This is a genomic window from Muriicola sp. SD30 (genome assembly GCF_041205185.1).
Taxonomy (GTDB): Bacteria; Bacteroidota; Bacteroidia; order Flavobacteriales; family Flavobacteriaceae; genus Muriicola.
This window is the reverse complement of record NZ_JBGEWB010000001.1, coordinates 729,489-754,283: the sequence shown is the minus strand read 5'-3', so window position 1 is coordinate 754,283 and position 24,795 is coordinate 729,489. Positions and strand designations below refer to the sequence as shown.

Below are 24,795 nucleotides of genomic sequence, written 5' to 3'. Positions count from 1 at the left end.
CAACACATTATCTTTGCCACGCCCAGAAAGGCCATAAATATGATCAATATTACGCTTCCCGACGGTTCCGTCAAGACTTTTAACGAAGGGGTTACCCCAATGGATGTCGCCAGAGATATCAGTGAGGGCCTGGCAAGAAACGTTATTTCTGCAAAATTCAACGACCAGATTGTTGAAACAGTGACCCCCTTAAACCAGGATGGAAGCCTCACGCTGTATACCTGGAGAGATGATCTTGGAAAAAAAGCGTTTTGGCATTCTTCCTCTCATGTGGTGGCTCAGGCCATTGAGGAGCTATATCCCGGTGTAAAACTCACCATAGGTCCGGCAATAGAAAATGGTTTTTACTACGATATAGATTTTGGAGAACACAGTATCTCCGAAAAGGACTTTCCCATGATCGAAAAACGGGCAATAGAGATTGCCCGGGGGAAACACCCTTATAAAATGCGGGAAGTGAGTAAGGAGGATGCCCTCAATTATTATAAAAAACAGGATAATGAATACAAGGTAGAGCTGATCTCCAACCTGGAAGACGGAACCATCACCTTTTGTGATCACGATAGCTTTACCGATCTCTGCCGCGGGGGACACATCCCAAATACAGGGTATATCAAAGCACTAAAATTACTTAGTGTTGCCGGGGCTTACTGGCGTGGGGATGAGAAAAATCCACAACTGACAAGGGTATACGGCATCTCCTTTCCAAAACAAAAGGAACTGACCGAATATCTTGAACTGCTGGAGGAGGCTAAAAAACGAGATCACAGAAAACTCGGCCGCGAACTGGAACTTTTTACCTTCTCACAAAAGGTAGGACAGGGACTACCCCTGTGGTTACCTAAAGGTGCAGCCCTGAGGGAACGGCTCGAGCAATTTTTGAAAAAAGCACAGAAAAAAGCGGGGTACGAGATGGTCATTTCCCCTCATATCGGGCAAAAGGAATTATATGTCACCTCCGGCCATTACGCTAAGTACGGGGAAGACAGTTTTCAGCCTATCCATACACCCAAGGAAGATGAAGAATTCCTGCTTAAACCGATGAATTGTCCGCATCACTGTGAGATATACAACGCTAAGCCATTCAGTTACAGGGAATTGCCGAAGCGATACGCAGAATTTGGCACCGTATATCGCTATGAACAAAGTGGAGAATTGCACGGTCTTACCCGCGTAAGGGGCTTTACACAGGATGATGCCCATATTTTCTGCACCCAGGAACAATTAGATCAGGAATTTAAAAACGTGATTGATCTTTCTCTTTATGTGCTGGGATCCCTTGGCTTTGATAATTTTACTGCCCAGGTATCTGTTCGGGATCTCGATAAACCGGAGAAGTACATAGGTTCGGTAGATAACTGGGAAAAGGCAGAACAGGCCATTATCAATGCCGCTGAAGAAAAAGGCTTAGATTTTAAAGTGGAGGCCGGAGAGGCTGCATTTTATGGGCCCAAGCTCGATTTTATGGTAAAGGATGCCCTCGGCAGGAACTGGCAGCTGGGTACCATACAGGTGGATTATAACCTACCCGAACGTTTTGAGCTTACATATAAAGGCAGTGATAATGAATTACACAGACCGGTGATGATCCACAGGGCTCCTTTTGGAAGTATGGAGCGATTTATTGCCCTCTTACTGGAGCACACAGGAGGTAATTTCCCGCTCTGGTTAACTCCTGATCAGGCTATCATACTGCCAGTCAGCGAGAAACACGAAAAATATGCGGAAAAAGTTTCAAAATCGTTAGAAAATAACGAAATTCGCGCGCTCATTGACGCGAGGAATGAGACGGTGGGGAAGAAAATCAGGGAAGCGGAAATGAATAAAATTCCCTTTATGCTCATCGTAGGAGAGAGTGAAGAAGAGAAAGGAACCATATCGGTACGAAGACACGGAGGAGAGGATTTAGGCAGTATAAGTATAGACGAGTTTACCGACTTGGTTGAAACAGAAATAAATAGTACATTAAAGACGTTTTAAGAACAAATAAAAAGTTTAATTAAAAAGAAGTAGCCATAGCAATACGCAGAAGATTCAGACCCCAACCCAGGAGGGAGAACAAGAACCCTCACAAGATCAACAATAAGATTTTAGCATCCGAGGTACGCCTCGTTGGTGACAATGTTGAAATGGGAGTCTATCCGATCAAAGAGGCCCTTAATCAGGCTGAAGAACTGGGATTAGATTTAGTTGAAATATCGCCTAATGCCGAACCCCCGGTTTGTAAGATCATAGATTACAAAAAATTCCTTTACGAGCAGAAGAAGCGCGAAAAGCAGATGAAGGCTAAGGCTACAAAGGTAATTGTTAAAGAGATTAGGTTCGGTCCAAATACGGACGATCACGATTACGAGTTTAAGAAAAAGCACGCAGAAAAGTTCCTCAAAGAAGGAGCCAAATTGAAGGCCTACGTATTTTTTAAAGGTAGGTCGATTGTTTACAAGGACAAAGGAGAGATCCTATTGTTGAGATTAGCGCAGGAATTGGAGGAATTTGGGAAGGTTGAACAAATGCCGAGACTGGAAGGAAAAAGGATGACGATGTTCATAGCGCCAAAGACGAAAAAGTAAGAATACCATAGCGAGATTAATCATAAGATAAAGGAACAATGCCTAAGATGAAAACAAAATCCAGTGCCAAAAAGCGGTTCAAGCTAACCGGTTCTGGAAAGATCAAAAGGAAGCACGCTTACAAGAGTCATATCCTGACCAAGAAATCAAAAAAGCGTAAGCTCCGTTTAACACATTCTACTCTGGTACACAGTGCCGATGAGAATAGTATTAAGGAGCAGTTGCGATTAAAATAACGCAACAAGGTAATAAGTATTAACCGTGGAGTCGGGCCTAAAAGAGCTGTATATCAGCCGCCTGCTACAAAAAACTAAAGAAAAATGCCAAGATCAGTAAATTCAGTTGCTTCCAGAGCCAGAAGAAAAAAAGTGCTCAAGCAAGCCAAAGGATACTTTGGAAGACGTAAAAATGTATGGACGGTTGCTAAGAATGCCGTCGAAAAGGCGATGGTTTACGCCTACAGGGACAGAAGAAATAAGAAAAGAAATTTCCGTTCCCTTTGGATTACCCGGATCAATGCCGGTGCCAGAATGCACGGAATGTCTTATTCTCAGTTCATGGGAAAAGTAAAAGCCAATAACATCGAACTAAACAGGAAAGTTCTGGCCGATCTGGCTATGAATCATCCTGAGGCTTTTAAGGCAGTGGTCGATAAAGTAAAATAGATTTATTAATATTCTCGCTTAAAAACCCTTCGAGTAATCGGAGGGTTTTTTTTGCGCCTGTATTTACCAAGACTCTATACGCCCCATATAGTTATTAGAAGTGATCGCCCTTGTGCACGATCGCGATGTTCACATAGGTAGATCCCCTGCCATGTTCCCAGGTTGAGCGCCCCGTTGGTGATGGGTATTTGGACACTCGAACCCATCATGGATGCCTTAATATGTGCCGGCATATCATCAGGACCCTCATACGTATGGACATAGTAGGGAGCATTTTCAGGAACCATCACATTGAGATGCCTTTCAAAATCCTCGCGAACAGTGCTATCAGCATTTTCGTTAATGGTAAGACTGGCCGAAGTGTGTTTAATAAACACCTGCAGCATCCCCATACTTATTCCCTTAATTTCAGGTATTTCCTGAACGATCCTTCTGGTAATCAGATGAATACCTCTTGGGTACGGGGCGAGGGTAATTTCTTTCTGATGAATAATCAACATATGGAAATCAATTAGTTGTAATACTTTCCCTTAAAGTAACACACAATTTAAACAATACAAATACCTTTGTAACTTAAAATGCAAAGACTCCCCGACATCTCAGGAATTAAACTTGTGGTCACCGATATGGACGGGACACTACTCAATCCTGAACATCAGGTGAGTTCACGATTTTTCCAGTTATTTGAGGCCCTTAGCTCAAAAGGGGTTCATTTTGCCGCAGCCAGCGGAAGACAATACAACAGTATTGTTTCCAAATTGGAGCCTATTCGCGACAGGATATTCGTTGTGGCAGAAAATGGCGGACTCGCCATGCAGGGCGAAAGAGAAATTGTTTCCACCCCATTAAATCCCGATATTAAAAATTCCGTTCTCCAATCCCTGCACAAGAACAACCATATTCATCCGGTTCTATGTGCTAGGAACAATGCTTATGTTTCCGGTCATTCCAAAAAATTTCTGAGCGTACTACGGGAATACTATACAGAGTTTGAGGTTATTGATGATCTTCACGGCTTTGATCAGGAGGTGATGAAAATTGCTGCTTATCATTTTGAAAGTTCAGAGCAACATATTTACCCGCTTGTTTCCCCCTATGAGGATTCCCTGATGGTGAAGATCTCAGGACAGCACTGGGTAGATATCTCTCATCCCAATGCACATAAAGGCTATGCATTGGAAATGATTCAACGGGAACTCCGTATAGGTCCGTCGGAAACCATGGTCTTCGGAGACTATAACAACGACCTGGAAATGCTCGCTTTGTCCGATTTCAGCTTTGCGATGGCAAATGCACACCCCAATGTCTTAAAGGCAGCCAGATACCATACAAAAAGTAATGAAGAAATGGGTGTGGAAATGATATTGGAGGAATTGGTAAAAAGCCTCACCTAGGTCTTTTGTTTCTTTTTCCTTGCAGCAGGGAATAGTACATTATTTAAAATAAGTCGGTATCCCGGAGAATTGGGATGTAGCTCGAGCTCGGTTTTGGGATCACCTACCCTGTGCTGATAGTCCTCGGGATCATGCCCTCCATAAAATGTAAAAAATCCTTTTCCTTTAATTCCGTGTATATATCGGGCTTCACCGTTAATCTTATTTTCCCCTAGTACCAGCACTACAGGTTTAATCTCACTCCTTTCAAAGGCCGTGGTCTGCCCCATAAAGCCTTTTACCAGCATGGTGTGGTTCTGGCATAACATTGTAGGCACAGGATCCCATTTGGCGGAGAAATCCATCAGGGTAAAATAATCCGATTCCCTGGGGACATTACGTCGTTTATTTGTCATGTCAATTGACGAAAATTCGTATCGCAAGGGATTTCGTTCCAGGGTAAAATTCTCAAAGGCAAAGGTATTTCTGAAATTCAGTTTTCCCTGATAATTAGGTTCTGAAGGATCTCCATCGAACATAGGTTCGCAAATATCTACTCCTTGTGCAGCAAGGGCAATGTCAAAACTATCAGTGGCGGAACACATGGCAAACATAAATCCACCTCCTATTACATAATCCCTGATCTTCTTGGCTACCGCACCTTTCTCTTCAGAGACCTTGGAATACCCTAGTTTACTGGCCCTTTCTTCAGCCCTTAATTTTCCTTCAATGTACCAGGGTTGAGTGCGATATGCCTGGTAGAACTTCCCGTATTGCCCGGTAAAATCTTCATGGTGGAGGTGCAGCCAGTCGTACAAAGCCAACTGGTCATTGAGCACTTCTTCATCGTAAACGGTAACATAAGGTATTTCAGCGTAGGTAAGCACCATAGTTACGGCATCATCCCAGGGTTGATTTTCTTTCGGACTATAAACGGCTATTTTCGGTGCCTTTTCCAGGATTACCGCCTCCTGATTCTGAGACGGGCTGCTTATGGCGTCGAGAATGGCCTCTGCTTTGGCATCTGAAATTATTTCATAAGACACTCCCCTAATCTGACATTCCCTTCTGATCGATTCGCCATCAGGAAGCAGAAAAGAGCCTCCCCGATAATTAAGCAACCACTGTACCTTCTGCTCCTTAGTGAGCACCCAGTATGTGATACCATAGGCTTTAAGGTGGTTTTCCTGACTTTCAGCGTCCATGGGGAGCAGGATCATTGTTGCAAAAGAGGAAGTTGAGAAACTGATGAGAATTACCAGCATTAAAAAGGTTCTCAATCGTTTAATCCTTGGAAGAGATTCAAACCAAAGTATCGCAGGTTTAAATAACAAAAGCTCTGATAAAAAGTTTTGAGTATAGGTATTCTTAAAATGGGACTTCGTTATCATCCGGGTCTAGGTCTGGATTATCGTTCAAACTACTTCCAAATGCTTCGTCGGCATTAGGCAGATTTTTAGTAATGAACGGGTTTTCTCCGTCTGCATTCATCTTCGACTGGAATTCAAATGGAGAATCAAAGTCATCCAAGTTATCAAATTTACCAAGTTGACCAATGAATTTTAACCTAATATTATCTAAACCACCATTCCGGTGTTTTGCAACGATAAACTCGGCCTGTCCTTGCGTAGGGGTTCGTTCTTCATCGTCCCACTCGTCGATTTTGTAGTATTCAGGACGATAAATAAAGGAAACTATATCGGCATCCTGCTCGATCGCTCCGGATTCCCTGAGGTCTGATAGGATAGGTCTTTTACTTCCGCCCCTGGTTTCCACTGCCCTCGATAACTGGGATAAGGCAATAACCGGGATATTAAGTTCTTTGGCCAATGCCTTAAGGTTTCGGGAAATAGTAGATATTTCCTGCTCCCTGTTCCCACCTTTCTGGCTTCCACCGGCGGTCATAAGTTGCAGATAATCCAGAACGATAAGTTTTATTTTGTGCTGAGAAGCCAATCGTCTTGCCTTTGCCCTGAGGTCAAAGATTGAAAGAGAAGGAGTATCATCGATAAACAGGGGTGCTGTTTCCAGGGCTTTTACCTTTACATTTAACTGTTCCCACTCGTGTTTTTCTAAGCGACCTGTACGTAATTTCTCTGAAGACAAACCGGTTTCCGAGGAAATGAGACGGGTTATCAGCTGCACAGACGACATCTCCAGGGAGAAGAAAGCCACGGGGATATTAGAATTCACAGCCATATTCCTCGCCATGGAGAGGGTGAGGGCCGTTTTCCCCATTCCGGGTCGTGCAGCGATAATAATCAAATCGCTTGGTTGCCAACCTGAGGTTAACTTATCTACTTTATCAAATCCGGATGGAATACCACTGAGTCCATCTTTATTAGATATTTCCTCTATCTTTTTCTTGGCCTGGATGACCAGATTCTGAGCTGTTTCCGCTGAGCGTTTTAAGTTCCCCTGGGTTACCTCGTATAGTTTGGCTTCAGCGTTATCGAGAAGGTCAAAAACATCAGTCCCCTCATTATAAGCATCTTCTATTATCTCACTTGAGATTTTAATTAAACTACGCTGGATATATTTCTGGAGGATGATCCTGGCGTGAAATTCAATATGGGCAGAACTGGCTACTTTCTGGGTGAGTTTTATCAGGTAAAAATCCCCTCCTACCTGATCGAGCTTTCCTTCCTTCCGCAATTGGGCTGAAACGGTTAATAAATCCACCGGTTCGGAGCTTTCGAACAACTTAAAGATGGCTTCGTAGATAAACCGATGCGCATCCTTGTAGAAGACATCGGGGTGGAGAATATCGATTACTTCGTCAACCCCTTTTTTATCGATCATCATAGCACCAAGCACAACTTCCTCTAAATCAACGGCTTGAGGTGGAATCTTGCCTTTCTCAAGGTTGATTAGCGACGCTTTGCCAATTTTATGACCAATAACGGGATTTGGTTTCTCCATAGCTGCAAAAGTATGCATTAACCTTAAGTTAACATTTAAAATTGGATTTCCGATATTAACGGTTCATCAACAATCTGTGTGTTGATAAGTTACAAAATTGTGTTGATAACATAAAAAAACCGGAGTTCTTTAACTCCGGTTTTTGTCAAAGCTTTTAACACAGCGTTTTACCCACTGAAAACTCCCATATTAGCATACTTGTCCATTCGCATTTTCACCAGCTCTTTTGGTGATAACTTTTCAAGTTGCTCGTAATGTTTACTGATTTTGTTTTTTACAATGTCAAAGGTTTTATCCCGGTTGGCATGAGCTCCACCTTCGGGTTCTTTGACGATCTCGTCGATAAGCTTTAACCGTTTCATATCGGTGGCGGTTAATTTTAATGCCGAGGCAGCAACTTCTTTATATTCCCAGCTACGCCACAAGATGGAAGAACATGATTCGGGTGAGATAACAGAGTACCAGGTGTTCTCCAGCATCAATACTTTATCTCCCACACCTATTCCAAGCGCTCCCCCTGACGCCCCTTCTCCGATGATAACAACTATAATCGGAACTTTCAGTCGAGTCATTTCCAGTATGTTCCTCGCAATAGCTTCCCCCTGTCCTCTTTCCTCTGCTTCAATCCCGGGATATGCTCCTGGAGTGTCGATAAAACAAACTACGGGAATATTAAATTTTTCGGCCGACTTCATCAGGCGCAATGCCTTTCTGTACCCTTCCGGATTTGCCATACCGAAATTTCTCAATTGCCTTGTTTTGGTATTGTATCCTTTCTGCTGCCCGATAAACATATAGCTTTGATCCCCTATCTTTCCCAGGCCTCCGATCATAGCTTTATCATCCTTAACATTCCGATCTCCGTGGAGTTCAAGCCAGGTCTCACCACAAATAGCCCGGATATAATCAAGGGTATAGGGTCTGTTTGGGTGTCTGGAAAGTTGTACCCTTTGCCATGCCGAGAGATTTTTATAAATCTCTTTCCTTGTTTCAGACAGTTTTTTTTCTATCTGCTTACAGGTCTCCGTTACATCTACATCACTCTCCTCCCCAATGATCTGACATTTCTCCAGCTGCTCTTCTAATTCCTTAATGGGTAGTTCAAAATCCAAGTATTCCATCTCGTTTTGTTTCGGTTGATTCAGCCCACAAATATAAAATATAAATGGGAACCTCCCCGGTCAGTTTTGCTTTTTGAATTTTTCCTTGTTTAATAAATGTTATCAATCTATTCCGGGAATATTCTGAGCTGAAAAGAAGTTGATACTCAGTCTACCTTTTGGCTTTTTGCAGCAAAAAGATTCCCAGCACCCCAAAGGCCAGGTTAGGGATAATAACAGCGAGCAGGGGTGAAAAACCCGATTGTTCTGCCAGGGTACCGAAGACCTTGTCAAAAAAGATATAGATAAAAGCGACACCTATCCCAAAGGCCAGATTGACACCCATTCCTCCCCTTCGTTTTACAGAGGAAACCGCCACTCCGATGATCGTCAGGATAAAAGCTGCCAGCGGCAATGCCCAGCGTTTGTATTTTACAAGGATATAAGTATTAATGTTGGAGGCCCCCTTTTTCTTCTGGGTATTGATGAACTTATTCAATTCAAATAGATTCTTGGTTTCGGCTACATAGGAAACCGGTGTAAGGTCATCAATTTTAAAATTAAATATCGTATCCAGCCTGCGCTTAGTCACTACAATTTCCTTATCTCCCACAAGCTTGCGGTTGGTATAGCTCGTAAGGCGGTACACACTGTCCTTAGTTACCCATCGGATATTCCCTGCACTTATTTTTTCCTCAAGTTTATTGTCGTCTCCGAAGTGTTCATAGGTAAAGTTATACCCTATCTGACGATCGGGATCAAAACTACTGACGTAGATAAAATCATTCTCATTAAGTTGATTAAAGATATTACTGGTTACCCTGTCTTGCTTACCCCTTTTAAGGTATTTAAACTTGAATTCGTGATAGCCAATACTGGCATTGGGTACTATAAACATGCTCATAAAAAACATCAGTACTGCAATGATGGAAGCACCGATTAAGTAAGGTCTTAAAAATCGACTGTATGATACCCCGGAACTCAGGATGGCGACGATCTCAGTGTTGTTAGCTAGTTTTGAAGTAAAGAAAATGATAGAAAGAAAGAGGAAAATTGGGAACAGCAGATTACCGATATAGATGGTAAAATTCATGTAATAGATCAGGATTTCATTCAGGGGGGCTTCATTGTCTATCATCTTCCCTATTTGCTCTGCCAGGTTAAGCATGATCCCTATGGGTACAAACAATAGCAACATCGTCCCGAATGTCAGGAGGTAGCGTTTTAAAATGTAACGATCCAGTATTTTCAGCATTACAGGCGCTTATCCATTTGTTTGACCATCCTTTCTTTCCAGGTTGTAAAATCCCCTGCTAAAATATGATTTCTGGCTTCTCTTACCAACCACAGGTAAAATCCCAGGTTGTGTATGGTGGCGATTTGCTTCCCAAGGTATTCCTTGGCGACAAAAAGGTGCCTCAGGTAGGCCTTGGAATATTCTCTGTCTACAAAGGTTGGACCGTGTTCATCAATCGGAGAGAAATCATCTTCCCATTTCTTGTTTTTGATATTGATAGTCCCCTCGGCGGTAAATAACATCCCGTTACGTCCATTCCTGGTGGGCATCACGCAGTCGAACATATCTATGCCCAGGGCGATATTTTCAAGAAGATTAATGGGTGTTCCCACACCCATCAGATACCTTGGTTTATCCTCGGGGAGGATATCGCAAACTACCTCTGTCATGGCATACATTTCCTCTGCAGGTTCGCCTACCGATAGCCCCCCTATCGCATTTCCTTCTGCCCCTACCCCGGCAATGTATTCGGCCGACTGCCTCCTGAGGTCTTTATAAGTAGATCCCTGTACAATGGGAAAGAAGGTTTGTGAGTAATCATATAGGAAGGGCGTCTTCTCGAGATGTGCTATGCAGCGCTCCAGCCATCTGTGTGTCATATGCATCGATCTCTCGGCATAATTATAGTCGCAAGGATAAGGCGTACATTCATCAAAGGCCATAATAATATCCGCCCCGATAGTTCTCTGGATTTCCATGACTCTTTCAGGGGTGAACATATGTGTGGAACCATCGATATGCGACTTAAATTTTACGCCTTCCTCTCGGATCTTTCTGTTGCCTGAAAGCGAATACACCTGGTACCCGCCACTGTCTGTAAGAATATTGCGATCCCATCCCATAAAGGCATGAAGGCCACCCGCTTGTCTGAGAATTTCAGGTTTCGGGCGTAAGTACAGGTGATAGGTATTTCCGAGAATGATATCAGGATCAATTTCCTCCCTCAGCTCGCGCTGATGAACCCCCTTTACAGAGGCCACCGTACCAACAGGCATAAAAATGGGGGTTTTGATGCTGCCGTGATCCGTGATCATTTCGCCGGCTCTGGCCTTTGAAGCCGGATCTGTATGTTGTAGTTTAAATTGCAATACCTCGATTAAGTAGGCAAAGATAGCTAACACACTATAGAATATTCCTAACAAAAAAATAAAGTTCTGTCACAGGCCCTTCGTTGATAAAATGTAATAACTCCAGTTGTGGAAGCAAAAGATTGCCGTTACTTTTGGCCGAAAATTAAGACGATTTATATGTCAGCACCACAAGACTTAGACAAGATCATCATTCAGGTTCGCAGAGACATTGTGAGGATGGTACACAAAGTTAATTCGGGCCATCCCGGTGGATCCCTTGGATGTACCGAATTTTTTGTCGCCCTGTACTTTGAACTTATGGAATTAAAAGATTCTTTTTCGATGGATGGGATAGGCGAAGACCTCTTCTTCCTTTCTAACGGACACATCTCACCCGTATATTACAGTGTTCTCGCCAGAAGGGGATTCTTCCCAATTGAAGAACTTAACACTTTTCGTTTGTTGAATTCACGTTTGCAGGGCCATCCTACTACCCATGAGGGATTGCCAGGAGTGAGAATCGCCTCCGGTTCCCTGGGACAGGGAATGTCAGTAGCTGTCGGGGCTGCCCTGGCTAAAAAACTCAATAAGGATGAGCATCTGATCTACAGTTTGCACGGAGACGGAGAACTTCAGGAAGGTCAGAACTGGGAGGCCATCATGTATGCGGGGAGCAAAAAAGTGGATAACCTCATCGCTACAATCGACAGGAACGGGCAACAGATTGACGGGGCTACTGAAGAAGTGATGTCCCTGGGAGATGTAGGTGCTAAGTTCAAAGCCTTTGGCTGGGACGTTCTGGAACTCGAGGATGGGAATGATGTCAAGGCAGTAATAAAGACCTTAAAAGAAGCAAAAAGCCGCACGGGAAATGGAAAGCCTGTTTGTGTCATCATGCATACGGTCATGGGGAATGGCGTTGATTTTATGATGCATACCCATGCCTGGCACGGGAAAGCCCCTAATGATGAGCAATTGCAAACAGCTCTGGATCAGAATGCCGAAACACTGGGCGACTATTAACACTAGCAACAACAAACAAGATGAAAAAATATATAGATCAGGGGAAAAAAGATACACGAAGTGGTTTTGGTGCCGGAATGACCGAACTAGGTAGAAAAAACCCAAAAGTGGTATCCCTTTGTGCCGACCTGGTGGGCTCCTTGAAGATCGAACAGTTTATTGAAGAAAATCCTGAGCGATTCTTCCAGGTAGGAATTGCCGAAGCGAATATGATGGGTATTGCGGCCGGCTTAACCATTGGAGGCTTTATTCCCTTTACAGGAACATTTGCCAATTTTTCAACCGGACGTGTGTACGATCAGATCAGGCAGTCTATCGCCTATTCGGGCAAGAATGTCAAAATCTGTGCTTCTCATGCCGGTTTAACCCTGGGAGAAGATGGTGCTACACATCAGATTCTGGAAGATATAGGACTGATGAAAATGCTGCCCGGAATGACAGTGATCAATACCTGTGATTTTAATCAGACGAAGGCTGCTACTCTGGCTATAGCCGATCATCAGGGACCGGTTTACCTGAGATTTGGAAGACCCAAGGTGCCTAATTTCACTGCTCCTGATCAGAATTTTGAAATTGGGAAAGCTGTTCTCCTTACCGAAGGTACCGACGTAACTATTGTAGCAACCGGTCATTTGGTCTGGGAAGCCCTGGAAGCGGCAGAAGCTCTTGAAAGTGAAGGAATTTCAGCAGAAGTGATCAATATTCATACTATCAAACCTCTTGACGAGGAAGCCCTCCTTGCCTCTATTCGTAAAACCGGCTGTGTAGTAACTGCTGAAGAACATAATTATTTAGGCGGTTTGGGAGAGAGTGTGGCAAGAACGCTCACCTCACATTTCCCTGCCCCTCAGGAGTTTGTGGCTACTCAGGACACCTTTGGGGAGAGCGGAACTGCAGATCAACTCATGGAAAAATACGGCTTAGACAATAAAGCCATAAAGAAGGCCGTTTATCAGGTGTTAAAAAGAAAGGCTTAGTTTTCGGTATCATTCTTGATACCCTAAATATGTCTTAAAAAGAACACATTATGAAAAAAACACTTCTTACGGTGGCTATCGCTGCCCTTTCAGCATTTTCGTATGCACAGGTCGATTCTAAGTTTGGGGTAAAAGCCGGACTCAACTACAATGCCAATGGAGACTATTTTGAATCCGCAGGAGAAGCCGCAAGGAATCCCGACAGGAATGTAGGGTACCATATCGGATTTTTTGGACAGGTAGGTTCCAGGGTTTATATCAGACCCGAATTGGTTTATACCAGTATTTCGTCAGAATATGACAATGACGATTTTAAAATGCAGAAGTTAGATCTTCCGTTGTTGATTGGAACTAAAATTATCGGTCCCCTGCATGTGTTTGGTGGCCCGGCATTTCAATATATTCTAGATACAGAATATGACGGAATTACCATCAGTGATGTGCGGAACGACTTTACAATAGGCCTCAACCTTGGGGCTGGGATCAACCTTGGAAAACTGGGGATCGATCTCAGGTACGAAAGGGGCTTTAGTGATAACGAAGCTTCGTTTATCAATACGAACGTTACTACCGTCCCTCAAAGTCGGATCGACACAAGACCCGATCAGCTCATCCTGAGTTTTTCGCTAGCTCTTTAAATAGAAAAGGCCCTGTACAAAACAGGGCCTTTTTTATTTTATTTCTTATCAAATCAACTATCCCGGTCGAGATAATTAGGTATCCCGTCATTGTCATCATCGGGAAAAGTAATATTCCCCTGTTCATCGATGATGATCTCATCTCTGGTTAAAATCCCATCTTCATCGTCATCAGGATCTATATGATTAGGAAAGGCCGGAGACCTCAAGGCCTCTTCCCTTTCAACATCAGTATTATCATTAGTCACATCCCCATCCCCATTCAGGTCTTCCATAAAAGAAGGAATCCCGTCACCGTCGTAATCCGTCTCAGGAATATACAAACCTGCAGAAACCTTAAAAATAAGGGGAGAATATGCAGGAATCCCGGAAGGAGAGCCGTTGAAGTAAGCAAGTCCTGATGGCAGGAAGATGGCACCTACTCCGGCATTTGTGATTTCTGTAGTCCCATCGGGATTCTCCACGATAGCATCCCCTACATTAAACTTGGTCATCGCTTGTCCGTATCCCCTCAGGAAAAAAGGTAGATACTGCCAAGTGTAGTCCGCTGTGGCATCAAACAAAGATCCGTTGAGCAGGGAGCCTTCGTATTTGATAAAGGTGGAATCTGCAGCAGTTGGAGCAGCTCCCCCACCCTGGCGGGCGATTAAATAATACAAGGTATGAGGTACTGTTTCGTTGTCCTCAAGTTCAAAATCTTCTGAAGATACATTTATCGTGATCGACTCAACATCGTCTATGAGCGGTCGTTTATCACTATTTGTCCCGGCAATGGTATCCAAGCGCACCTCGAAATCAAAATCGGCCGGAGGATTCTCAAATTCCTCATAATTGTAAAAATGAGTCTGTAAATACTCCTGGAGGGCCGTGGCATCTTCAGTGACCACCTCACTCAAAAGTCGTGGAGGAATAAGATCAAAGTCAACTCCATCGTCATCTCCACAGGAAAAAATAAATAATAGGGCGGTCATTCCCAGAACGACCTTTCGGATAGGCATAGCATTCTTTTTATCGGGCGCAAGATACAATTTTCCCCTATTTTTGCAGAAGACCTTAACAAAGATTTTATTCCTTTTATGCGCATTGACAAATACCTTTGGTGTACGCGATACTACAAGACCCGGAACCAGGCAACCGAGGCGTGTAAAAAAGGGCATATCCGGATCAATGAACAGGTAGTGAAACCTTCAAGGGAGGTTTATCCCACCGATAAAATTTCTTTGCGTAAAAACCAGATCGAATTTCAGCTTACCGTGCTGGAGATCCCCGATAGTCGCGTAGGTGCCAAGATCGTCGGACTTTACAGAACAGACACAACGCCGGCGGAAGCATTTGAGCATCAGGAGGCACAACGTCTTGCCCAGGAATATTATCGAAAAAAGGGAACAGGTCGACCTACAAAAAAAGACCGAAGAAATATAGATGAATATTTGGATGAAGGGGACTAAGGAATTTTGGGATCAGCGATACCTCAATCGCAATATGGGATGGGATATAGGAGAAATATCTACCCCTTTAAAGGAATATATTGATCAGTTAACTTCAAAAGACCTGAGAATTCTGGTTCCCGGTGCCGGAAATGGATATGAGGTATCTTACTTGTTCAACCATGGGTTCAATTCAGTATATGCCATAGATATCAGTGAAATCCCATTTAAAAAATTCAAAAAAGAACATCCGTATTTTCCGAAGGACCAACTTCTGATCGGTGATTTCTTTGAGTTCGATGATATGAAATTCGACCTAATCCTGGAGCAGACATTTTTCTGTGCCTTACAACCCGATTTGAGGGAGAACTACGCTGTAAAAATGCACGCCGTCCTCAAAGACGGAGGTGTCCTTGCCGGATTGTTTTTTGATTTTGAATTAACGGAGGACGGTCCTCCCTATGGTGGGGATATCGAGGAATATCGCGAGGTTTTCTCAAAGTATTTCCATATCAGGAAGCTTGAACGCGCCTACAATTCGATTCCGCCCAGACAGGGTAGCGAACTCTTTTTTATCTTTGAAAAGAAAAAAACCTGATCCCATGGAGAATAAGATCCTGAATCACCAGCAAATTCAGCACATTACAAGGCGAATTGCCTATCAGATCTACGAGACTAATGTTGAAGAAAAGCGGATCATAATTGCCGGTATTACGGGTGGCGGACTTGATTTCGCCAAAAAATTACAAAGGGTTTTGCGAAAGATTACCGAGGCGGAAATCGTTTTGTGTCAGGTGAGCATGGATAAATCAAACCCCATAAAAAGTGGAGTTACTACTTCCCTTTCCCCTGAGGAATACAAAAACGCATCCATTGTCCTGGTTGACGATGTATTGAATTCGGGTTCTACTTTGATCTACGGTGTGCATCATTTTTTAAAAACACCTTTAAAGCGATTAAAGACAGCAGTTCTGGTGAACCGAAACCACAAGAAGTATCCTGTAAAAGCCGATTTTAAGGGAATATCCCTCTCTACTTCCCTGCAGGAACACGTACACGTGCATTTTGAGGCAAAGAAAGATGTTGTCTTCCTAGACTAGTAAGTCTGAAATACTGTTGACGATCTCTTCAACCGATTTTCCATCGCAGGGAATAGTATGCGTTGCCCGGGTATAGAAGGCCTGCCTTTCAAAGATGTGCTTTCCTATATAATCTGGTAATTCCTCCTTTTCCAAATGACTGATCACAGGTCTGTTGTCTTTTTCTAAGGAAAGCCTTTGAACCAAACCGCCAACCGACATTTGCAGATAAAACACATTGGGAGTTGCCTGTAACAACAGTTCCATATTTCCTGAATAACAAGGAGTACCCCCACCAGTTGATAAAACCAGGTTTTCATTTGAGTTGAGAACTTCTTTGAGGTATTTGTGTTCTTCTTTTCTAAAGAAAATCTCACCTTTATTTTGAAATATTTCAGGAATACTGTTTCCGGTCTGATCTTCCAAATAGTCATCAAGATCAACAAAGCGCAGATTTCTCTGCCTGGCGAGTTCTTTGCCCACCACAGTTTTACCGCTTCCCATGTACCCTATCAGGATTATCTTCGATGTACTCATTCTGGCAAAAATGGCGCAATTGAATGGATATTCAAAAAAAATTAAATTTATCTCCCATCGGTCTTGAAAAATAGATTATAGATAGTATATTTGCACCCTCTTAAGGGCATCCTCACAGGACTCTGAGAAAAGACCTTTTACATTTTGACCTGGTAGCTCAGTTGGTAGAGCATCTCCCTTTTAAGGAGAGGGTCCTGGGTTCGAGCCCCAGCCAGGTCACTGACAAGCACAAGCCCCCGCTAAATAGCAGGGGTTTTTTTTGAAGAAAATCCAAGCGTGCTTGAGATTTTCAAAAAAATAAAAGCCAGCAAACACGGTTTGCTGGGGGCTTGTATTTGCTACACGGGAGCGCTGGGTCAGGGGAGCAAAGCGAGCCAACCCCAGCCTGTCGATAAATTTCAACATCCAAATTTTAAATTCCATTAAGTTGGCCTGGATTTCGCGTTTGGGAGTGCTGGGTCCAACGAACGAACTTGTCTGCCGGAGCCTAAGCGGAGGCAGGGTGTGTTGACCACAGCCACCTATGTAAATTCCAAATCACAAAATACAAGCACCAAGAAATCAGGTATTTTAAACTCCAAACCAAAGTTGAGTTTGAAGTTCAATGAATAAAGAAAAAGTTGGCTTTATTCAATAATCCTTCCAGGTATTGTGTAACAATAGTTACACTAAAACCCCATATTTATTGACTTTGATTGACCTAAGTCATTTACAATAGCCACACATGCTTTTAATTTTATACCAATATTCATTATAAATTATTTTACCATGAAAAAAGCATTCTTATTAGCGGCATGTCTAGTTCTAGGAACTACTGCAGTTACCGCCCAGGACCAGGATAGAATCCAGGACCGGGATCAGGACCGATTAATGATGGTAGATGGTGATGTCCTTCAGATAAGGGATCGTGACCAAATACGTTTACAGGAACCCATCACATTAAATGATGGCACTATTGTGAATCCGGATGGCACTTATATGACCAGGGATCACGACAGGCTACGTTTGCAGGATGGAGAATGTCTGGACAGTGACGGTATTAAATATCGTAACGAATACCAGTACAGGTACAAAGTTCAACAAGAAAATAAAGGCCTTGCTCAGGCTCAAATTCAGGAACGGAACCAAAACAGGTACCAGATCATGATGATAGAAGGAGAAGCCTTTCAAATCATGAACCGGGACCAAAACCGAATCCAGGATCAAGTAAGCCTGGGTGATGGTATCATTGTGAACCCTGATGGCAGCTACCAAAACCAGGAACGTAAGCAATTGCAGCTGAAAGATGGTGAATGCATTAATATGGATGGCGCCATGTTTAAAAACACCTATCAACACCGCAAAATGATTTCCCAGAAAAAGATGATGGGAAAGAAAACGATGATGAAAAAAGGCGTTAAAAAAGCAATAGGAAAAAAAAGTAGCTAATAATTGTAACGGGTAGGTGAGAAAATTTAATATGATTGGTTCCCTCTTCACCTGCCCTACTTTCTCAATTTTCTCTTCAATGTATATCAAATTAACTTTTGGGCTTCTTTTGCTTTTAATGCTGCAAATAAATCTCAGTGCACAGAGCAATAAGAGCTCGTTATCAGGGATAGATGCCAATAGTGAATCCTTCTTTATAGCGGATGTCAGTTTTATAAATGATGCTGTATTTATGGGAAGAAAAGATTCGATTTCTGCACCTTATATTTACCCCTCTTTTAGTTACTTTGATAAATCGGGCTTTTTTGCAGATGCTTCCTTCTCATACCTTATTAATTCCGATGAGAATCGTATCGATTTGTTTTTGCTAAGCACGGGATTCCTATTTGAATGGAAAAAATGGCATGCAGGCATTTCAGGAACTGCCTACTTTTACAGTGAAGATAGCTATAATGTACGGTCAGAGACTGTTGGGGACCTCTCCGGCTTTCTGACGTATGACCTTAGTATTATGGACGTATCACTACTTGCCAGCACTTTCTTTAACAATGGCAGTTCGGCGGACATATTTACCGGCTTGATGCTGGATAAACCCATTTACAGCAGAGACCATTCCTTTGTCATAGACCCTACCCTGGCAATGTACGCGGGATCGCAATATTTTTACGAAGAATACTATAATACAAGCAGGTTGGGTAACCGTAAAGGACAAGGCTCAGGTAGCGGTAATAGCCAACCTCTGGTTACCAATTTGGTGGAAATTAAAGAAGCTTCAAAGTTTCAGGTATTAAATATAGAGTTAGGACTCCCGATGCAATATCAACATAAACACTTCATTTTCTCCTTTACCCCTGTTTTAGCTTTTCCACAAAGCAGTGCTACGATTACCACTGAAGACGAGGTAATAACAGAAGAACTAGAAAGCACCTTCTATTTTTCGGCAGGGATAAGTTATTGGTTCCCATCTAAAAAGAAGCAAAATTAAATGCACCCGGGAGCGAAGGGGTAATAAACAAATTTCATCATAAAAATCTTGTCCGTATGATCCACATCATTTGATCTGCCCTGTACAATTTCTTCCTTTGCAAAAATAAGTTATGGTCCCTACAATCATTATACTGATCATCCTTCTATTATTAATTGGGTTGCTGTTTGTCCCCTTAGATATATACATCGATACCAAACGGAAAGAATATTATGCTGAACTCAAAGGCCTGGCCAGGGCAAGTATTGAGGCCGATAAAATGGAATTTATCAGGATCAGGATAAAGATCCCATTCAAAGAATATTACTACTATCCATTAAAAGCTCTCAGTTCTCCAAAAAAAGCAGATAAGAACAAAAAAATAAAGAAAAAGAATACTCATGGGAACAGGTTTACACCCAAAACCATTCTGAGATTGATAAGGTCCTTTAAGATAAAAAAATGGGAAATCGATCTGGATACGGGGGATTGTATCACCAATGCCAAACTGTATCCCCTTTTCGGTTTTATGAATTATCACTTTGAAGGAATGCATATCAATTTTGAAGGAAGGAATGAGGTGCTTCTCTTGTTGCGGAACAGACCTGTTTACATAATCAAATCATTTATTAACTTTTAAATCTTTACATCATGGATTTACATTTTGAAGAATTACTAGGAAAAATTACCGACTTCATTAAGTCAGAAGCAAAAACTGAAACCGTAGTTGGGGAACAGTTTAAATTAGGGGAATTTACCTGTGTACCTGTCATTAAAGTAGGCCTAGGATTTGGTTCCGGAGGCGCTGAAGGCACCGAAGCTAAAAAAGGCAAAGGACAAGGTATGGGAGCAGGAGCAGGAATGGGGATAGAACCCATCGGATTTTTAGTCACTAAGGGTGATGAAATAAGCTTCCTGGAAGCAGTTAAATCACACGGACTCTCTGCAGCCTTTGAAAAAGTTCCCGAACTAATAGAACATCTTGCGGAAAACCGTAGGAAAACCAGAGAAGCGGAAATGGCATAAGTACATGCTATGAGACAGCCTAAGTACCAAACCAGTGCTGCATCTACCAAAAAAAAGCGAAGGATTTCTCCTTCGCTTTTTCCTGTGAGTTGCCTGTTTTGCCTAAAGGGCCAACATCAATCCCAGGTTGATTGTATTCCAGTTAAAATCTCCATCAAGGCTGATCCCTGTATAGGAAAGACTGAGTCCCAGCTTTTCACTCAGGGAGTACCCTACCATGGGACGGTAATAAAATCCCCCGTCATTTCCATCGTTTATTCCCACGGCGTACCCCAGATCAACACCGGCATTAAAATCCTCGGTGAGATGGGCACGGCCAGCGACAGCTACAGGAAGAAACTGGATATCCTCAATTTCAAAGGATCCCAGACCTGTATCTATTTCTTTGCCAAAGGCATTTGAGAATCCCACAGCTGCCCCTGCATCGAACTTATCCGATACGGACCAAAGGTAGGTAAAGTCGATTCCAAGACTAAATCCTGAAACATCACTGGCATCGCCGGTGGGAATTCCTGCATTGATACCAACACTAGGACCCGTCTGAGCCTGAAGACTCAAACCGGCTACAATTAAAAATGCTGTAAATAATAATTTTTTCATGGGTTTATTTTTTTGTGAGGGGCAAATGTATGTCCCACTTATTATTTTGACACTAATAAGTTGTAAAACGCTTTATAAAGGTAGTATAGAACAGAGAATTTGTGGTAAAGGAGTAAATCGTAAGAACTCTATGCCCCACCTCACTGATGAGTACTTTTCCGGTAAGCCGCGTTAAACAAAATTGATCGATTTTTAGGTCCATTAGCCAACCTTAATTTGATTCCATTAAAAAGGCATCCAAATGGATGCCTTTTTGTTCTAAACTCTTTGATTTTTGTTTAACTACTCAGACACTCGGTCAGATTCCTGCTCGCCGACTTTTGCTTTTTAAACAGATTTCTGATCGGGTTAAAGTAGCTTGCCAGGGTAAAAGGTTCAAAATCGAACCTCATAATGACCGGTTTTTTATCTCCCCCATCGATATACAAACCGTTTTGGATCTCAAAATCAATGTACTCAAGCCCCGAAACCTCCATTTCACTGCGGTCTTTAAAGATAAAAGTATTCGCTGATCTTCCAAGATAAAACCTGAAAGTGGTATAGGTACCTGGATTGAGCTCTGGGGCACTATTGGTCTTAATAAATAATCCAGAGTGCGTCCCTTTTAGGTTTACAAGGTTCCCCTGAGGAAAATCCTTGATTCGGTGCTCTTTGCCATTTTCATCAATAGCAGTAAAAGCAGTGATATTTACGACCATCTCAGATATACCTTTTTCCCCTACCATGGCGTTTTGTAATACTACGTCTTTGGCGTTGTTTTCGGAAAGAGAATATATATCGCTCCACTTGTGAGCAAATGGATTCGTATGGAACATTGTTGGATAATATGTGATTGTTTTCATAATTGTCAATATTAAAATTTAACAGTACAAAGGTGCGAAGGCTTTAGTGACCTTAAAACAAGAATATTTTCCAATATCTGTGTTATTTTACCCTCGTTAAGATAATTTTAAGACCTTTTGAGGTAATATAATTAACTTTACCCTTTTATAAATCATCATACAGAGTTCTAATTTCATTAGTAAAGCCCCGTTAACTTATCTTTTTTAGCCTTGATGTTGCTCTGTGATCTGAGTTACAAAAAAGACCATTTACAGAACATAACTTTATCATACCGAAAACGGTGATATTTAAATGGGATACAAAATGATTGATCATCTAGTTCAGCATCCATTTTAATCAATACCCGGCAAAGAAAATCAGGCACCAGATTTAAGGGCATTTATTACAAAGGAAAAATTAAGATGTCTGGTTATGAAAAAGACAAACAACGTATGACAAAAAAAACAATACTAATTACGATAGCAGGGGTTGTTACAGGCGTTATAGCAGGGTATCTCTATTACCTTGAAATAGGCTGTAATAGCGGAAGTTGTGCAATTACTTCCGATCCACTAAATAGCAGCTTATACGGAGGATTTATGGGTGGATTGTTATTCAATACTTTTACTAAATCTCCTAAAAAGTAAACAACAAACAGGTTTGAGATTGTTGTTATTGGTTGGTTGAAAAAAGACACTTCCGCACCAGGAGTGTCTTTTGCTATTTAGAATGCCTCCATTACCATTAAAAATAAACACTTCATTCAGTTGGTAACTTTGGTCACTATCTATAACGTTTTTCTATTCTAATTTTGTAATAAATAAATAATTACTATGAAGTACAGATTAGCATGGTTTTTACTTTTTACCATTAATATTGGTATTGCCCAGGTTACAACGCTTATTACCAAGGAAGAGGTTATTGCTAAAGTAAAGGAAAGCAATAATACCCTTAAAATGGCCGAGCAAGATGTGTTGGCCGCTAAGGGCGATTTTAATCAGACGAATGCCATATTATTACCTAATATCAGCGTTTCACATACAGGGATCGCCACCACTAATCCTCTTATGGCATTTGGCTCCAAACTCAACCAGGAGATCCTGACTTCAGCCGATTTTAATCCAGATCTGTTAAACGACCCTAATCAGATAAAGGATTTCGCTACACGAGTTGAAATTCAGCAACCCCTCCTAAATTTCGATGGGATCTTTCAACGCAAAGCAGCCAGGTCCGAGTGGATCGCAACTGAATTTCAATCTGAACGCACAGAAGAATTCATCGCCCTCGAAATAGAAAAGGCTTATATGCAATTGCAACTGGCCTACAAAACTGCAGAGGTATTGAAGAAAGCTAAAGAAACCGCCATGGAAAACAAACGAATCGCCGATAATAGTTTTAAACAGGGGTATTTGCAAAAATCGGATGTGTTGGCGGTAGAGGTTCGGGTTACTGAAATAGACAATCAATTACAATACGCCAAGAGCAATATTCTAAATAACAGTAACTATATATCTGTACTGATGAATGCCAACAGTGATCAGATATTAAAACCTGCAGATTCACTGGTTATAGTTAATCAGACCTTTTCTGAGGAGAATCTCTTGGAAAACCGGAAAGATATCATGGCCATGAATTCCGCTACTGAGGCCTATCGCCAAATGCACAAGGCGGATCAAATGGCATTTCTTCCAAGATTGAATGCTTTTGGAACATACGAGTTACACGATGATGATGTTTTTCAGAGCAATGCCAATGGCTATCTGTTTGGCGCAGAACTTAAATGGAATTTGTTCGAGGGGAGCAAACGCATCGGTAAATCTCAAAAAAGCAAGGCTGAATATGACAAATCTAAATTACAATTAGCACAGTACAAATCAGAAAGTCAATTAGAACTGAACAAGGCCAAAAGAAGTCTGGAAGATGCCCGGAACAAATTGAAACTAACAGCGCTAGCCTTGCAACAATCCAAAGAATCTTTGCGCATCCGAACTAATCGTTTCGAGCAAGGTTTGGAAAAGACAACCGATCTGCTTTTAGCTGAAACGCAATATTCACAGAAACAACTGGAATATTACACAACAATCTTCCAACATAATTACGCCCAGGCGTATGTAGAATTTTTGACAAAGGAATAATCACAGATCTTAATATTACAAATAAGTTGTACTCAATTAAAAAAGACATGAAGCATAGAAACTATATAATCGGACTTTTCGCACTAACGTTCTTGGCCTTTGGTTGCGGTACTGAAGACAAAAAGACAATAGCCAATAATGATCAGGTAGTGACCGTACGGGTGAGTTCGGTTTACCAGGACAATAGCAATTCATTTGTAACGGCTAGCGGCAAAGTAGAAGCTGCTAAAAGTACCAACCTTAGTACCCGAATGATGGGATATGTTGACAACATATATGTTAAGGTGGGCGATAAAGTGCGTAGTGGGCAATTATTAATGAGTGTCAATAATGCCGATATCTCTGCAAAATTAGCCCAGGTCAATGCCGGGATCACAGAGGCCCAAGCTGCTTTCAATAATGCTGAAAAGGATTATACCCGCTATACTGCCTTATTTAAAGAGAACAGTGCATCACAAAAAGAGTTCGACGATATAAGCGCCCGCTTCGAAATGGCCAGGGCCCGTTTAGAAGCCGCCAGACAAATAAAAAATGAAGTGAATGCTCAATTGTCGTATGCCAATATACGCGCACCATTTAATGGTGTGGTGACCAACAAGTTTATAAATACAGGCGATATGGCCAATCCAGGAATGCCGCTATTGGAAGTAGAAGCCCCCGGCACATACCAGGTGTTGGCAATGGTTCCGGAATCGGAAATTCTCGATATTCAGAAAGATACCAAAGTGGATGTACAATTAAAAACGCTAGATAAGATCGTAAGTGGTAAAATAACCGAGGTTAGTACCTCAGCCAGGAACACCGGCGGACAATATATGGTAAAAGTACTTTTGGATACGTCAGATGCCAATATCTTATCTGGCATGTACGCTACGGTTCAATTTCCTGTCGCACAAGAATCCTCTCAAACGATCATGGTGCCAAATGACGCCTTAGTCCATAATGGACAATTGACGGGCATTTATACGGTTAGCCAAAATAATACAGCCCTGTTGCGATGGTTACGTCTTGGCCGAACCTTTGGGGAGAAGGTAGAAGTACTCGCAGGTCTCTCTGCAGATGAAGAATACATCGTTTCGGCAGATGGAAAGTTATTTAACGGGGTTAAGATCTCAGTTCAATAATAAAAGGATATTGGGTGA

At 42.1% G+C, this 24,795-nt stretch carries 29 protein-coding genes and 1 tRNA gene; 19 read left to right on the top strand and 11 right to left on the bottom strand.

What is annotated here, in order from left to right:
* Positions 1–39 precede the first annotated feature (39 nt).
* From thrS to rplT, 4 genes are all read left to right on the top strand, one after another.
* Positions 40–1,980, top strand: a complete 1,941-nt coding sequence (gene thrS, locus AB8P51_RS03430; RefSeq protein WP_369747358.1) for a threonine--tRNA ligase — start codon at positions 40–42, stop codon at positions 1,978–1,980.
* Between the two features lie 41 nt (positions 1,981–2,021).
* Positions 2,022–2,570 (top strand): translation initiation factor IF-3, encoded by a 549-nt coding sequence (gene infC / locus AB8P51_RS03425; RefSeq protein WP_369747693.1) that lies wholly within the window; start codon positions 2,022–2,024, stop codon positions 2,568–2,570.
* 38 nt (positions 2,571–2,608) lie between these two features.
* Positions 2,609–2,806, top strand: coding sequence for a 50S ribosomal protein L35 (rpmI, locus tag AB8P51_RS03420; protein ID WP_369747357.1), 198 nt, complete (start codon positions 2,609–2,611; stop codon positions 2,804–2,806).
* 84 nt (positions 2,807–2,890) lie between these two features.
* Positions 2,891–3,235 carry a 50S ribosomal protein L20 gene (rplT, locus tag AB8P51_RS03415; protein WP_369747356.1) on the top strand — a complete coding sequence of 115 codons (345 nt, stop codon included), beginning with the start codon at positions 2,891–2,893 and terminating at the stop codon, positions 3,233–3,235.
* Between the two features lie 74 nt (positions 3,236–3,309).
* On the opposite strand, the gene AB8P51_RS03410 is transcribed toward rplT, so the two are convergent.
* On the bottom strand, positions 3,310–3,735 hold the full coding sequence (locus AB8P51_RS03410; RefSeq protein WP_369747355.1) for a secondary thiamine-phosphate synthase enzyme YjbQ: 426 nt from the start codon (positions 3,733–3,735) through the stop codon (positions 3,310–3,312).
* A gap of 78 nt (positions 3,736–3,813) precedes the next feature.
* Here AB8P51_RS03410 and AB8P51_RS03405 point away from each other — a divergent pair, with 78 nt between their 5' ends.
* Complete coding sequence (locus tag AB8P51_RS03405) at positions 3,814–4,629, top strand: HAD family hydrolase (protein ID WP_369747354.1); 816 nt, start codon at positions 3,814–3,816, stop codon at positions 4,627–4,629.
* Here AB8P51_RS03405 and AB8P51_RS03400 read toward each other — a convergent pair.
* The 5 genes from AB8P51_RS03400 to tgt form a co-directional block, all read right to left on the bottom strand.
* Positions 4,626–5,873, bottom strand: a complete 1,248-nt coding sequence (locus AB8P51_RS03400) for an asparagine synthetase B (protein ID WP_369747353.1) — start codon at positions 5,871–5,873, stop codon at positions 4,626–4,628. The genes AB8P51_RS03405 and AB8P51_RS03400 overlap by 4 nt on opposite strands.
* Positions 5,874–5,976: 103 nt before the next feature.
* A complete protein-coding gene (gene dnaB / locus AB8P51_RS03395) occupies positions 5,977–7,530 on the bottom strand; it encodes a replicative DNA helicase (protein ID WP_369747692.1) in 1,554 nt (517 codons plus the stop codon).
* 167 nt (positions 7,531–7,697) lie between these two features.
* A complete protein-coding gene (locus AB8P51_RS03390) occupies positions 7,698–8,651 on the bottom strand; it encodes an acetyl-CoA carboxylase carboxyltransferase subunit alpha (protein ID WP_369747352.1) in 954 nt (317 codons plus the stop codon).
* Between the two features lie 151 nt (positions 8,652–8,802).
* Positions 8,803–9,885 carry an LptF/LptG family permease gene (locus AB8P51_RS03385; RefSeq protein ID WP_369747351.1) on the bottom strand — a complete coding sequence of 361 codons (1,083 nt, stop codon included), beginning with the start codon at positions 9,883–9,885 and terminating at the stop codon, positions 8,803–8,805.
* Positions 9,885–11,015, bottom strand: a complete 1,131-nt coding sequence (gene tgt / locus AB8P51_RS03380; protein WP_369747691.1) for a tRNA guanosine(34) transglycosylase Tgt — start codon at positions 11,013–11,015, stop codon at positions 9,885–9,887. The genes AB8P51_RS03385 and tgt overlap by 1 nt, the downstream gene beginning before the upstream one ends.
* 159 nt (positions 11,016–11,174) lie before the next feature.
* Here tgt and AB8P51_RS03375 point away from each other — a divergent pair, with 159 nt between their 5' ends.
* The 3 genes from AB8P51_RS03375 to AB8P51_RS03365 are packed head-to-tail and all read left to right on the top strand — an operon-like array spanning position 11,175 to position 13,635.
* Positions 11,175–12,020, top strand: coding sequence for a transketolase (locus AB8P51_RS03375; protein ID WP_369747350.1), 846 nt, complete (start codon positions 11,175–11,177; stop codon positions 12,018–12,020).
* Positions 12,021–12,040: 20 nt separating this feature from the next.
* A complete protein-coding gene (locus tag AB8P51_RS03370; protein WP_369747349.1) occupies positions 12,041–12,997 on the top strand; it encodes a transketolase family protein in 957 nt (318 codons plus the stop codon).
* Positions 12,998–13,047: 50 nt separating this feature from the next.
* The gene (locus tag AB8P51_RS03365) at positions 13,048–13,635 is read left to right on the top strand and encodes an outer membrane beta-barrel protein (RefSeq protein ID WP_369747348.1); all 588 of its coding nucleotides are present in this window, start codon (positions 13,048–13,050) and stop codon (positions 13,633–13,635) included.
* Between the two features lie 53 nt (positions 13,636–13,688).
* On the opposite strand, the gene AB8P51_RS03360 is transcribed toward AB8P51_RS03365, so the two are convergent.
* Positions 13,689–14,633: an FKBP-type peptidyl-prolyl cis-trans isomerase gene (locus tag AB8P51_RS03360; protein ID WP_369747347.1), complete on the bottom strand. Its 945-nt coding sequence runs from the start codon at positions 14,631–14,633 to the stop codon at positions 13,689–13,691.
* Between the two features lie 78 nt (positions 14,634–14,711).
* Here AB8P51_RS03360 and AB8P51_RS03355 point away from each other — a divergent pair, with 78 nt between their 5' ends.
* The 3 genes from AB8P51_RS03355 to AB8P51_RS03345 are packed head-to-tail and all read left to right on the top strand — an operon-like array spanning position 14,712 to position 16,162.
* On the top strand, positions 14,712–15,083 hold the full coding sequence (locus tag AB8P51_RS03355; RefSeq protein ID WP_369747346.1) for an RNA-binding S4 domain-containing protein: 372 nt from the start codon (positions 14,712–14,714) through the stop codon (positions 15,081–15,083).
* Positions 15,058–15,660 (top strand): methyltransferase domain-containing protein, encoded by a 603-nt coding sequence (locus AB8P51_RS03350; protein ID WP_369747345.1) that lies wholly within the window; start codon positions 15,058–15,060, stop codon positions 15,658–15,660. The genes AB8P51_RS03355 and AB8P51_RS03350 overlap by 26 nt, the downstream gene beginning before the upstream one ends.
* Before the next feature lie 4 nt (positions 15,661–15,664).
* The gene (locus AB8P51_RS03345) at positions 15,665–16,162 is read left to right on the top strand and encodes a phosphoribosyltransferase family protein (RefSeq protein WP_369747344.1); all 498 of its coding nucleotides are present in this window, start codon (positions 15,665–15,667) and stop codon (positions 16,160–16,162) included.
* Here AB8P51_RS03345 and AB8P51_RS03340 read toward each other — a convergent pair.
* On the bottom strand, positions 16,154–16,678 hold the full coding sequence (locus AB8P51_RS03340) for a shikimate kinase (RefSeq protein WP_369747343.1): 525 nt from the start codon (positions 16,676–16,678) through the stop codon (positions 16,154–16,156). The two genes, AB8P51_RS03345 and AB8P51_RS03340, sit on opposite strands and share 9 nt — an antisense overlap.
* Before the next feature lie 146 nt (positions 16,679–16,824).
* On the opposite strand from AB8P51_RS03340, the gene AB8P51_RS03335 reads away from it, so the two are divergent.
* A tRNA-Lys gene (locus AB8P51_RS03335) sits at positions 16,825–16,897 on the top strand.
* Here AB8P51_RS03335 and AB8P51_RS03330 read toward each other — a convergent pair.
* Positions 16,895–17,101, bottom strand: coding sequence for a hypothetical protein (locus tag AB8P51_RS03330; protein WP_369747342.1), 207 nt, complete (start codon positions 17,099–17,101; stop codon positions 16,895–16,897). The genes AB8P51_RS03335 and AB8P51_RS03330 overlap by 3 nt on opposite strands.
* A 345-nt stretch (positions 17,102–17,446) precedes the next feature.
* Here AB8P51_RS03330 and AB8P51_RS03325 point away from each other — a divergent pair, with 345 nt between their 5' ends.
* The 4 genes from AB8P51_RS03325 to AB8P51_RS03310 all read left to right on the top strand — a co-directional run bounded on the left by AB8P51_RS03325 (position 17,447) and on the right by AB8P51_RS03310 (position 20,096).
* Positions 17,447–18,106, top strand: coding sequence for a DUF6799 domain-containing protein (locus AB8P51_RS03325; RefSeq protein ID WP_369747341.1), 660 nt, complete (start codon positions 17,447–17,449; stop codon positions 18,104–18,106).
* 79 nt (positions 18,107–18,185) lie between these two features.
* Positions 18,186–19,091, top strand: a complete 906-nt coding sequence (locus tag AB8P51_RS03320) for a hypothetical protein (RefSeq protein WP_369747340.1) — start codon at positions 18,186–18,188, stop codon at positions 19,089–19,091.
* A gap of 112 nt (positions 19,092–19,203) precedes the next feature.
* A complete protein-coding gene (locus AB8P51_RS03315; RefSeq protein WP_369747339.1) occupies positions 19,204–19,710 on the top strand; it encodes a hypothetical protein in 507 nt (168 codons plus the stop codon).
* 11 nt (positions 19,711–19,721) lie between these two features.
* Entirely contained in the window at positions 19,722–20,096 is a 375-nt protein-coding gene (locus AB8P51_RS03310) for a GerW family sporulation protein (RefSeq protein ID WP_369747338.1), read from the top strand.
* Positions 20,097–20,198: 102 nt separating this feature from the next.
* Here AB8P51_RS03310 and AB8P51_RS03305 read toward each other — a convergent pair whose 3' ends face one another.
* Together AB8P51_RS03305 and AB8P51_RS03300 are read right to left on the bottom strand one after the other, a co-directional pair.
* Positions 20,199–20,696 carry an outer membrane beta-barrel protein gene (locus tag AB8P51_RS03305; RefSeq protein ID WP_369747337.1) on the bottom strand — a complete coding sequence of 166 codons (498 nt, stop codon included), beginning with the start codon at positions 20,694–20,696 and terminating at the stop codon, positions 20,199–20,201.
* 278 nt (positions 20,697–20,974) lie between these two features.
* The gene (locus tag AB8P51_RS03300) at positions 20,975–21,538 is read right to left on the bottom strand and encodes a hypothetical protein (protein WP_369747336.1); all 564 of its coding nucleotides are present in this window, start codon (positions 21,536–21,538) and stop codon (positions 20,975–20,977) included.
* Between the two features lie 402 nt (positions 21,539–21,940).
* Between AB8P51_RS03300 and AB8P51_RS03295 the strand changes: the two genes are divergently transcribed.
* From AB8P51_RS03295 to AB8P51_RS03285, 3 genes are all read left to right on the top strand, one after another.
* Entirely contained in the window at positions 21,941–22,165 is a 225-nt protein-coding gene (locus tag AB8P51_RS03295) for a hypothetical protein (RefSeq protein ID WP_369747335.1), read from the top strand.
* Positions 22,166–22,351: 186 nt separating this feature from the next.
* A complete protein-coding gene (locus AB8P51_RS03290) occupies positions 22,352–23,653 on the top strand; it encodes a TolC family protein (RefSeq protein WP_369747334.1) in 1,302 nt (433 codons plus the stop codon).
* Between the two features lie 47 nt (positions 23,654–23,700).
* Complete coding sequence (locus AB8P51_RS03285) at positions 23,701–24,777, top strand: efflux RND transporter periplasmic adaptor subunit (protein WP_369747333.1); 1,077 nt, start codon at positions 23,701–23,703, stop codon at positions 24,775–24,777.
* Positions 24,778–24,795: the final 18 nt, after the last annotated feature.

Bases quoted from the DNA above. Each gene is read 5' to 3' on its own strand.
- thrS (WP_369747358.1), top strand. From the start codon at position 40: ATGATCAATATTACGCTTCCCGACGGTTCCGTCAAGACTTTTAACGAA.
- rpmI (WP_369747357.1), top strand. From the start codon at position 2,609: ATGCCTAAGATGAAAACAAAATCCAGTGCCAAAAAGCGGTTCAAGCTA.
- rplT (WP_369747356.1), top strand. From the start codon at position 2,891: ATGCCAAGATCAGTAAATTCAGTTGCTTCCAGAGCCAGAAGAAAAAAA.
- AB8P51_RS03410 (WP_369747355.1), bottom strand. From the start codon at position 3,735: ATGTTGATTATTCATCAGAAAGAAATTACCCTCGCCCCGTACCCAAGA.
- AB8P51_RS03405 (WP_369747354.1), top strand. From the start codon at position 3,814: ATGCAAAGACTCCCCGACATCTCAGGAATTAAACTTGTGGTCACCGAT.
- AB8P51_RS03400 (WP_369747353.1), bottom strand. From the start codon at position 5,873: ATGCTGGTAATTCTCATCAGTTTCTCAACTTCCTCTTTTGCAACAATG.
- dnaB (WP_369747692.1), bottom strand. From the start codon at position 7,530: ATGGAGAAACCAAATCCCGTTATTGGTCATAAAATTGGCAAAGCGTCG.
- AB8P51_RS03390 (WP_369747352.1), bottom strand. From the start codon at position 8,651: ATGGAATACTTGGATTTTGAACTACCCATTAAGGAATTAGAAGAGCAG.
- AB8P51_RS03385 (WP_369747351.1), bottom strand. From the start codon at position 9,885: ATGCTGAAAATACTGGATCGTTACATTTTAAAACGCTACCTCCTGACA.
- AB8P51_RS03375 (WP_369747350.1), top strand. From the start codon at position 11,175: ATGTCAGCACCACAAGACTTAGACAAGATCATCATTCAGGTTCGCAGA.
- AB8P51_RS03370 (WP_369747349.1), top strand. From the start codon at position 12,041: ATGAAAAAATATATAGATCAGGGGAAAAAAGATACACGAAGTGGTTTT.
- AB8P51_RS03365 (WP_369747348.1), top strand. From the start codon at position 13,048: ATGAAAAAAACACTTCTTACGGTGGCTATCGCTGCCCTTTCAGCATTT.
- AB8P51_RS03360 (WP_369747347.1), bottom strand. From the start codon at position 14,633: ATGCCTATCCGAAAGGTCGTTCTGGGAATGACCGCCCTATTATTTATT.
- AB8P51_RS03355 (WP_369747346.1), top strand. From the start codon at position 14,712: ATGCGCATTGACAAATACCTTTGGTGTACGCGATACTACAAGACCCGG.
- AB8P51_RS03350 (WP_369747345.1), top strand. From the start codon at position 15,058: ATGAATATTTGGATGAAGGGGACTAAGGAATTTTGGGATCAGCGATAC.
- AB8P51_RS03345 (WP_369747344.1), top strand. From the start codon at position 15,665: ATGGAGAATAAGATCCTGAATCACCAGCAAATTCAGCACATTACAAGG.
- AB8P51_RS03340 (WP_369747343.1), bottom strand. From the start codon at position 16,678: ATGAGTACATCGAAGATAATCCTGATAGGGTACATGGGAAGCGGTAAA.
- AB8P51_RS03330 (WP_369747342.1), bottom strand. From the start codon at position 17,101: ATGGAATTTAAAATTTGGATGTTGAAATTTATCGACAGGCTGGGGTTG.
- AB8P51_RS03325 (WP_369747341.1), top strand. From the start codon at position 17,447: ATGAAAAAAGCATTCTTATTAGCGGCATGTCTAGTTCTAGGAACTACT.
- AB8P51_RS03320 (WP_369747340.1), top strand. From the start codon at position 18,186: ATGTATATCAAATTAACTTTTGGGCTTCTTTTGCTTTTAATGCTGCAA.
- AB8P51_RS03315 (WP_369747339.1), top strand. From the start codon at position 19,204: ATGGTCCCTACAATCATTATACTGATCATCCTTCTATTATTAATTGGG.
- AB8P51_RS03310 (WP_369747338.1), top strand. From the start codon at position 19,722: ATGGATTTACATTTTGAAGAATTACTAGGAAAAATTACCGACTTCATT.
- AB8P51_RS03305 (WP_369747337.1), bottom strand. From the start codon at position 20,696: ATGAAAAAATTATTATTTACAGCATTTTTAATTGTAGCCGGTTTGAGT.
- AB8P51_RS03300 (WP_369747336.1), bottom strand. From the start codon at position 21,538: ATGAAAACAATCACATATTATCCAACAATGTTCCATACGAATCCATTT.
- AB8P51_RS03295 (WP_369747335.1), top strand. From the start codon at position 21,941: ATGTCTGGTTATGAAAAAGACAAACAACGTATGACAAAAAAAACAATA.
- AB8P51_RS03290 (WP_369747334.1), top strand. From the start codon at position 22,352: ATGAAGTACAGATTAGCATGGTTTTTACTTTTTACCATTAATATTGGT.
- AB8P51_RS03285 (WP_369747333.1), top strand. From the start codon at position 23,701: ATGAAGCATAGAAACTATATAATCGGACTTTTCGCACTAACGTTCTTG.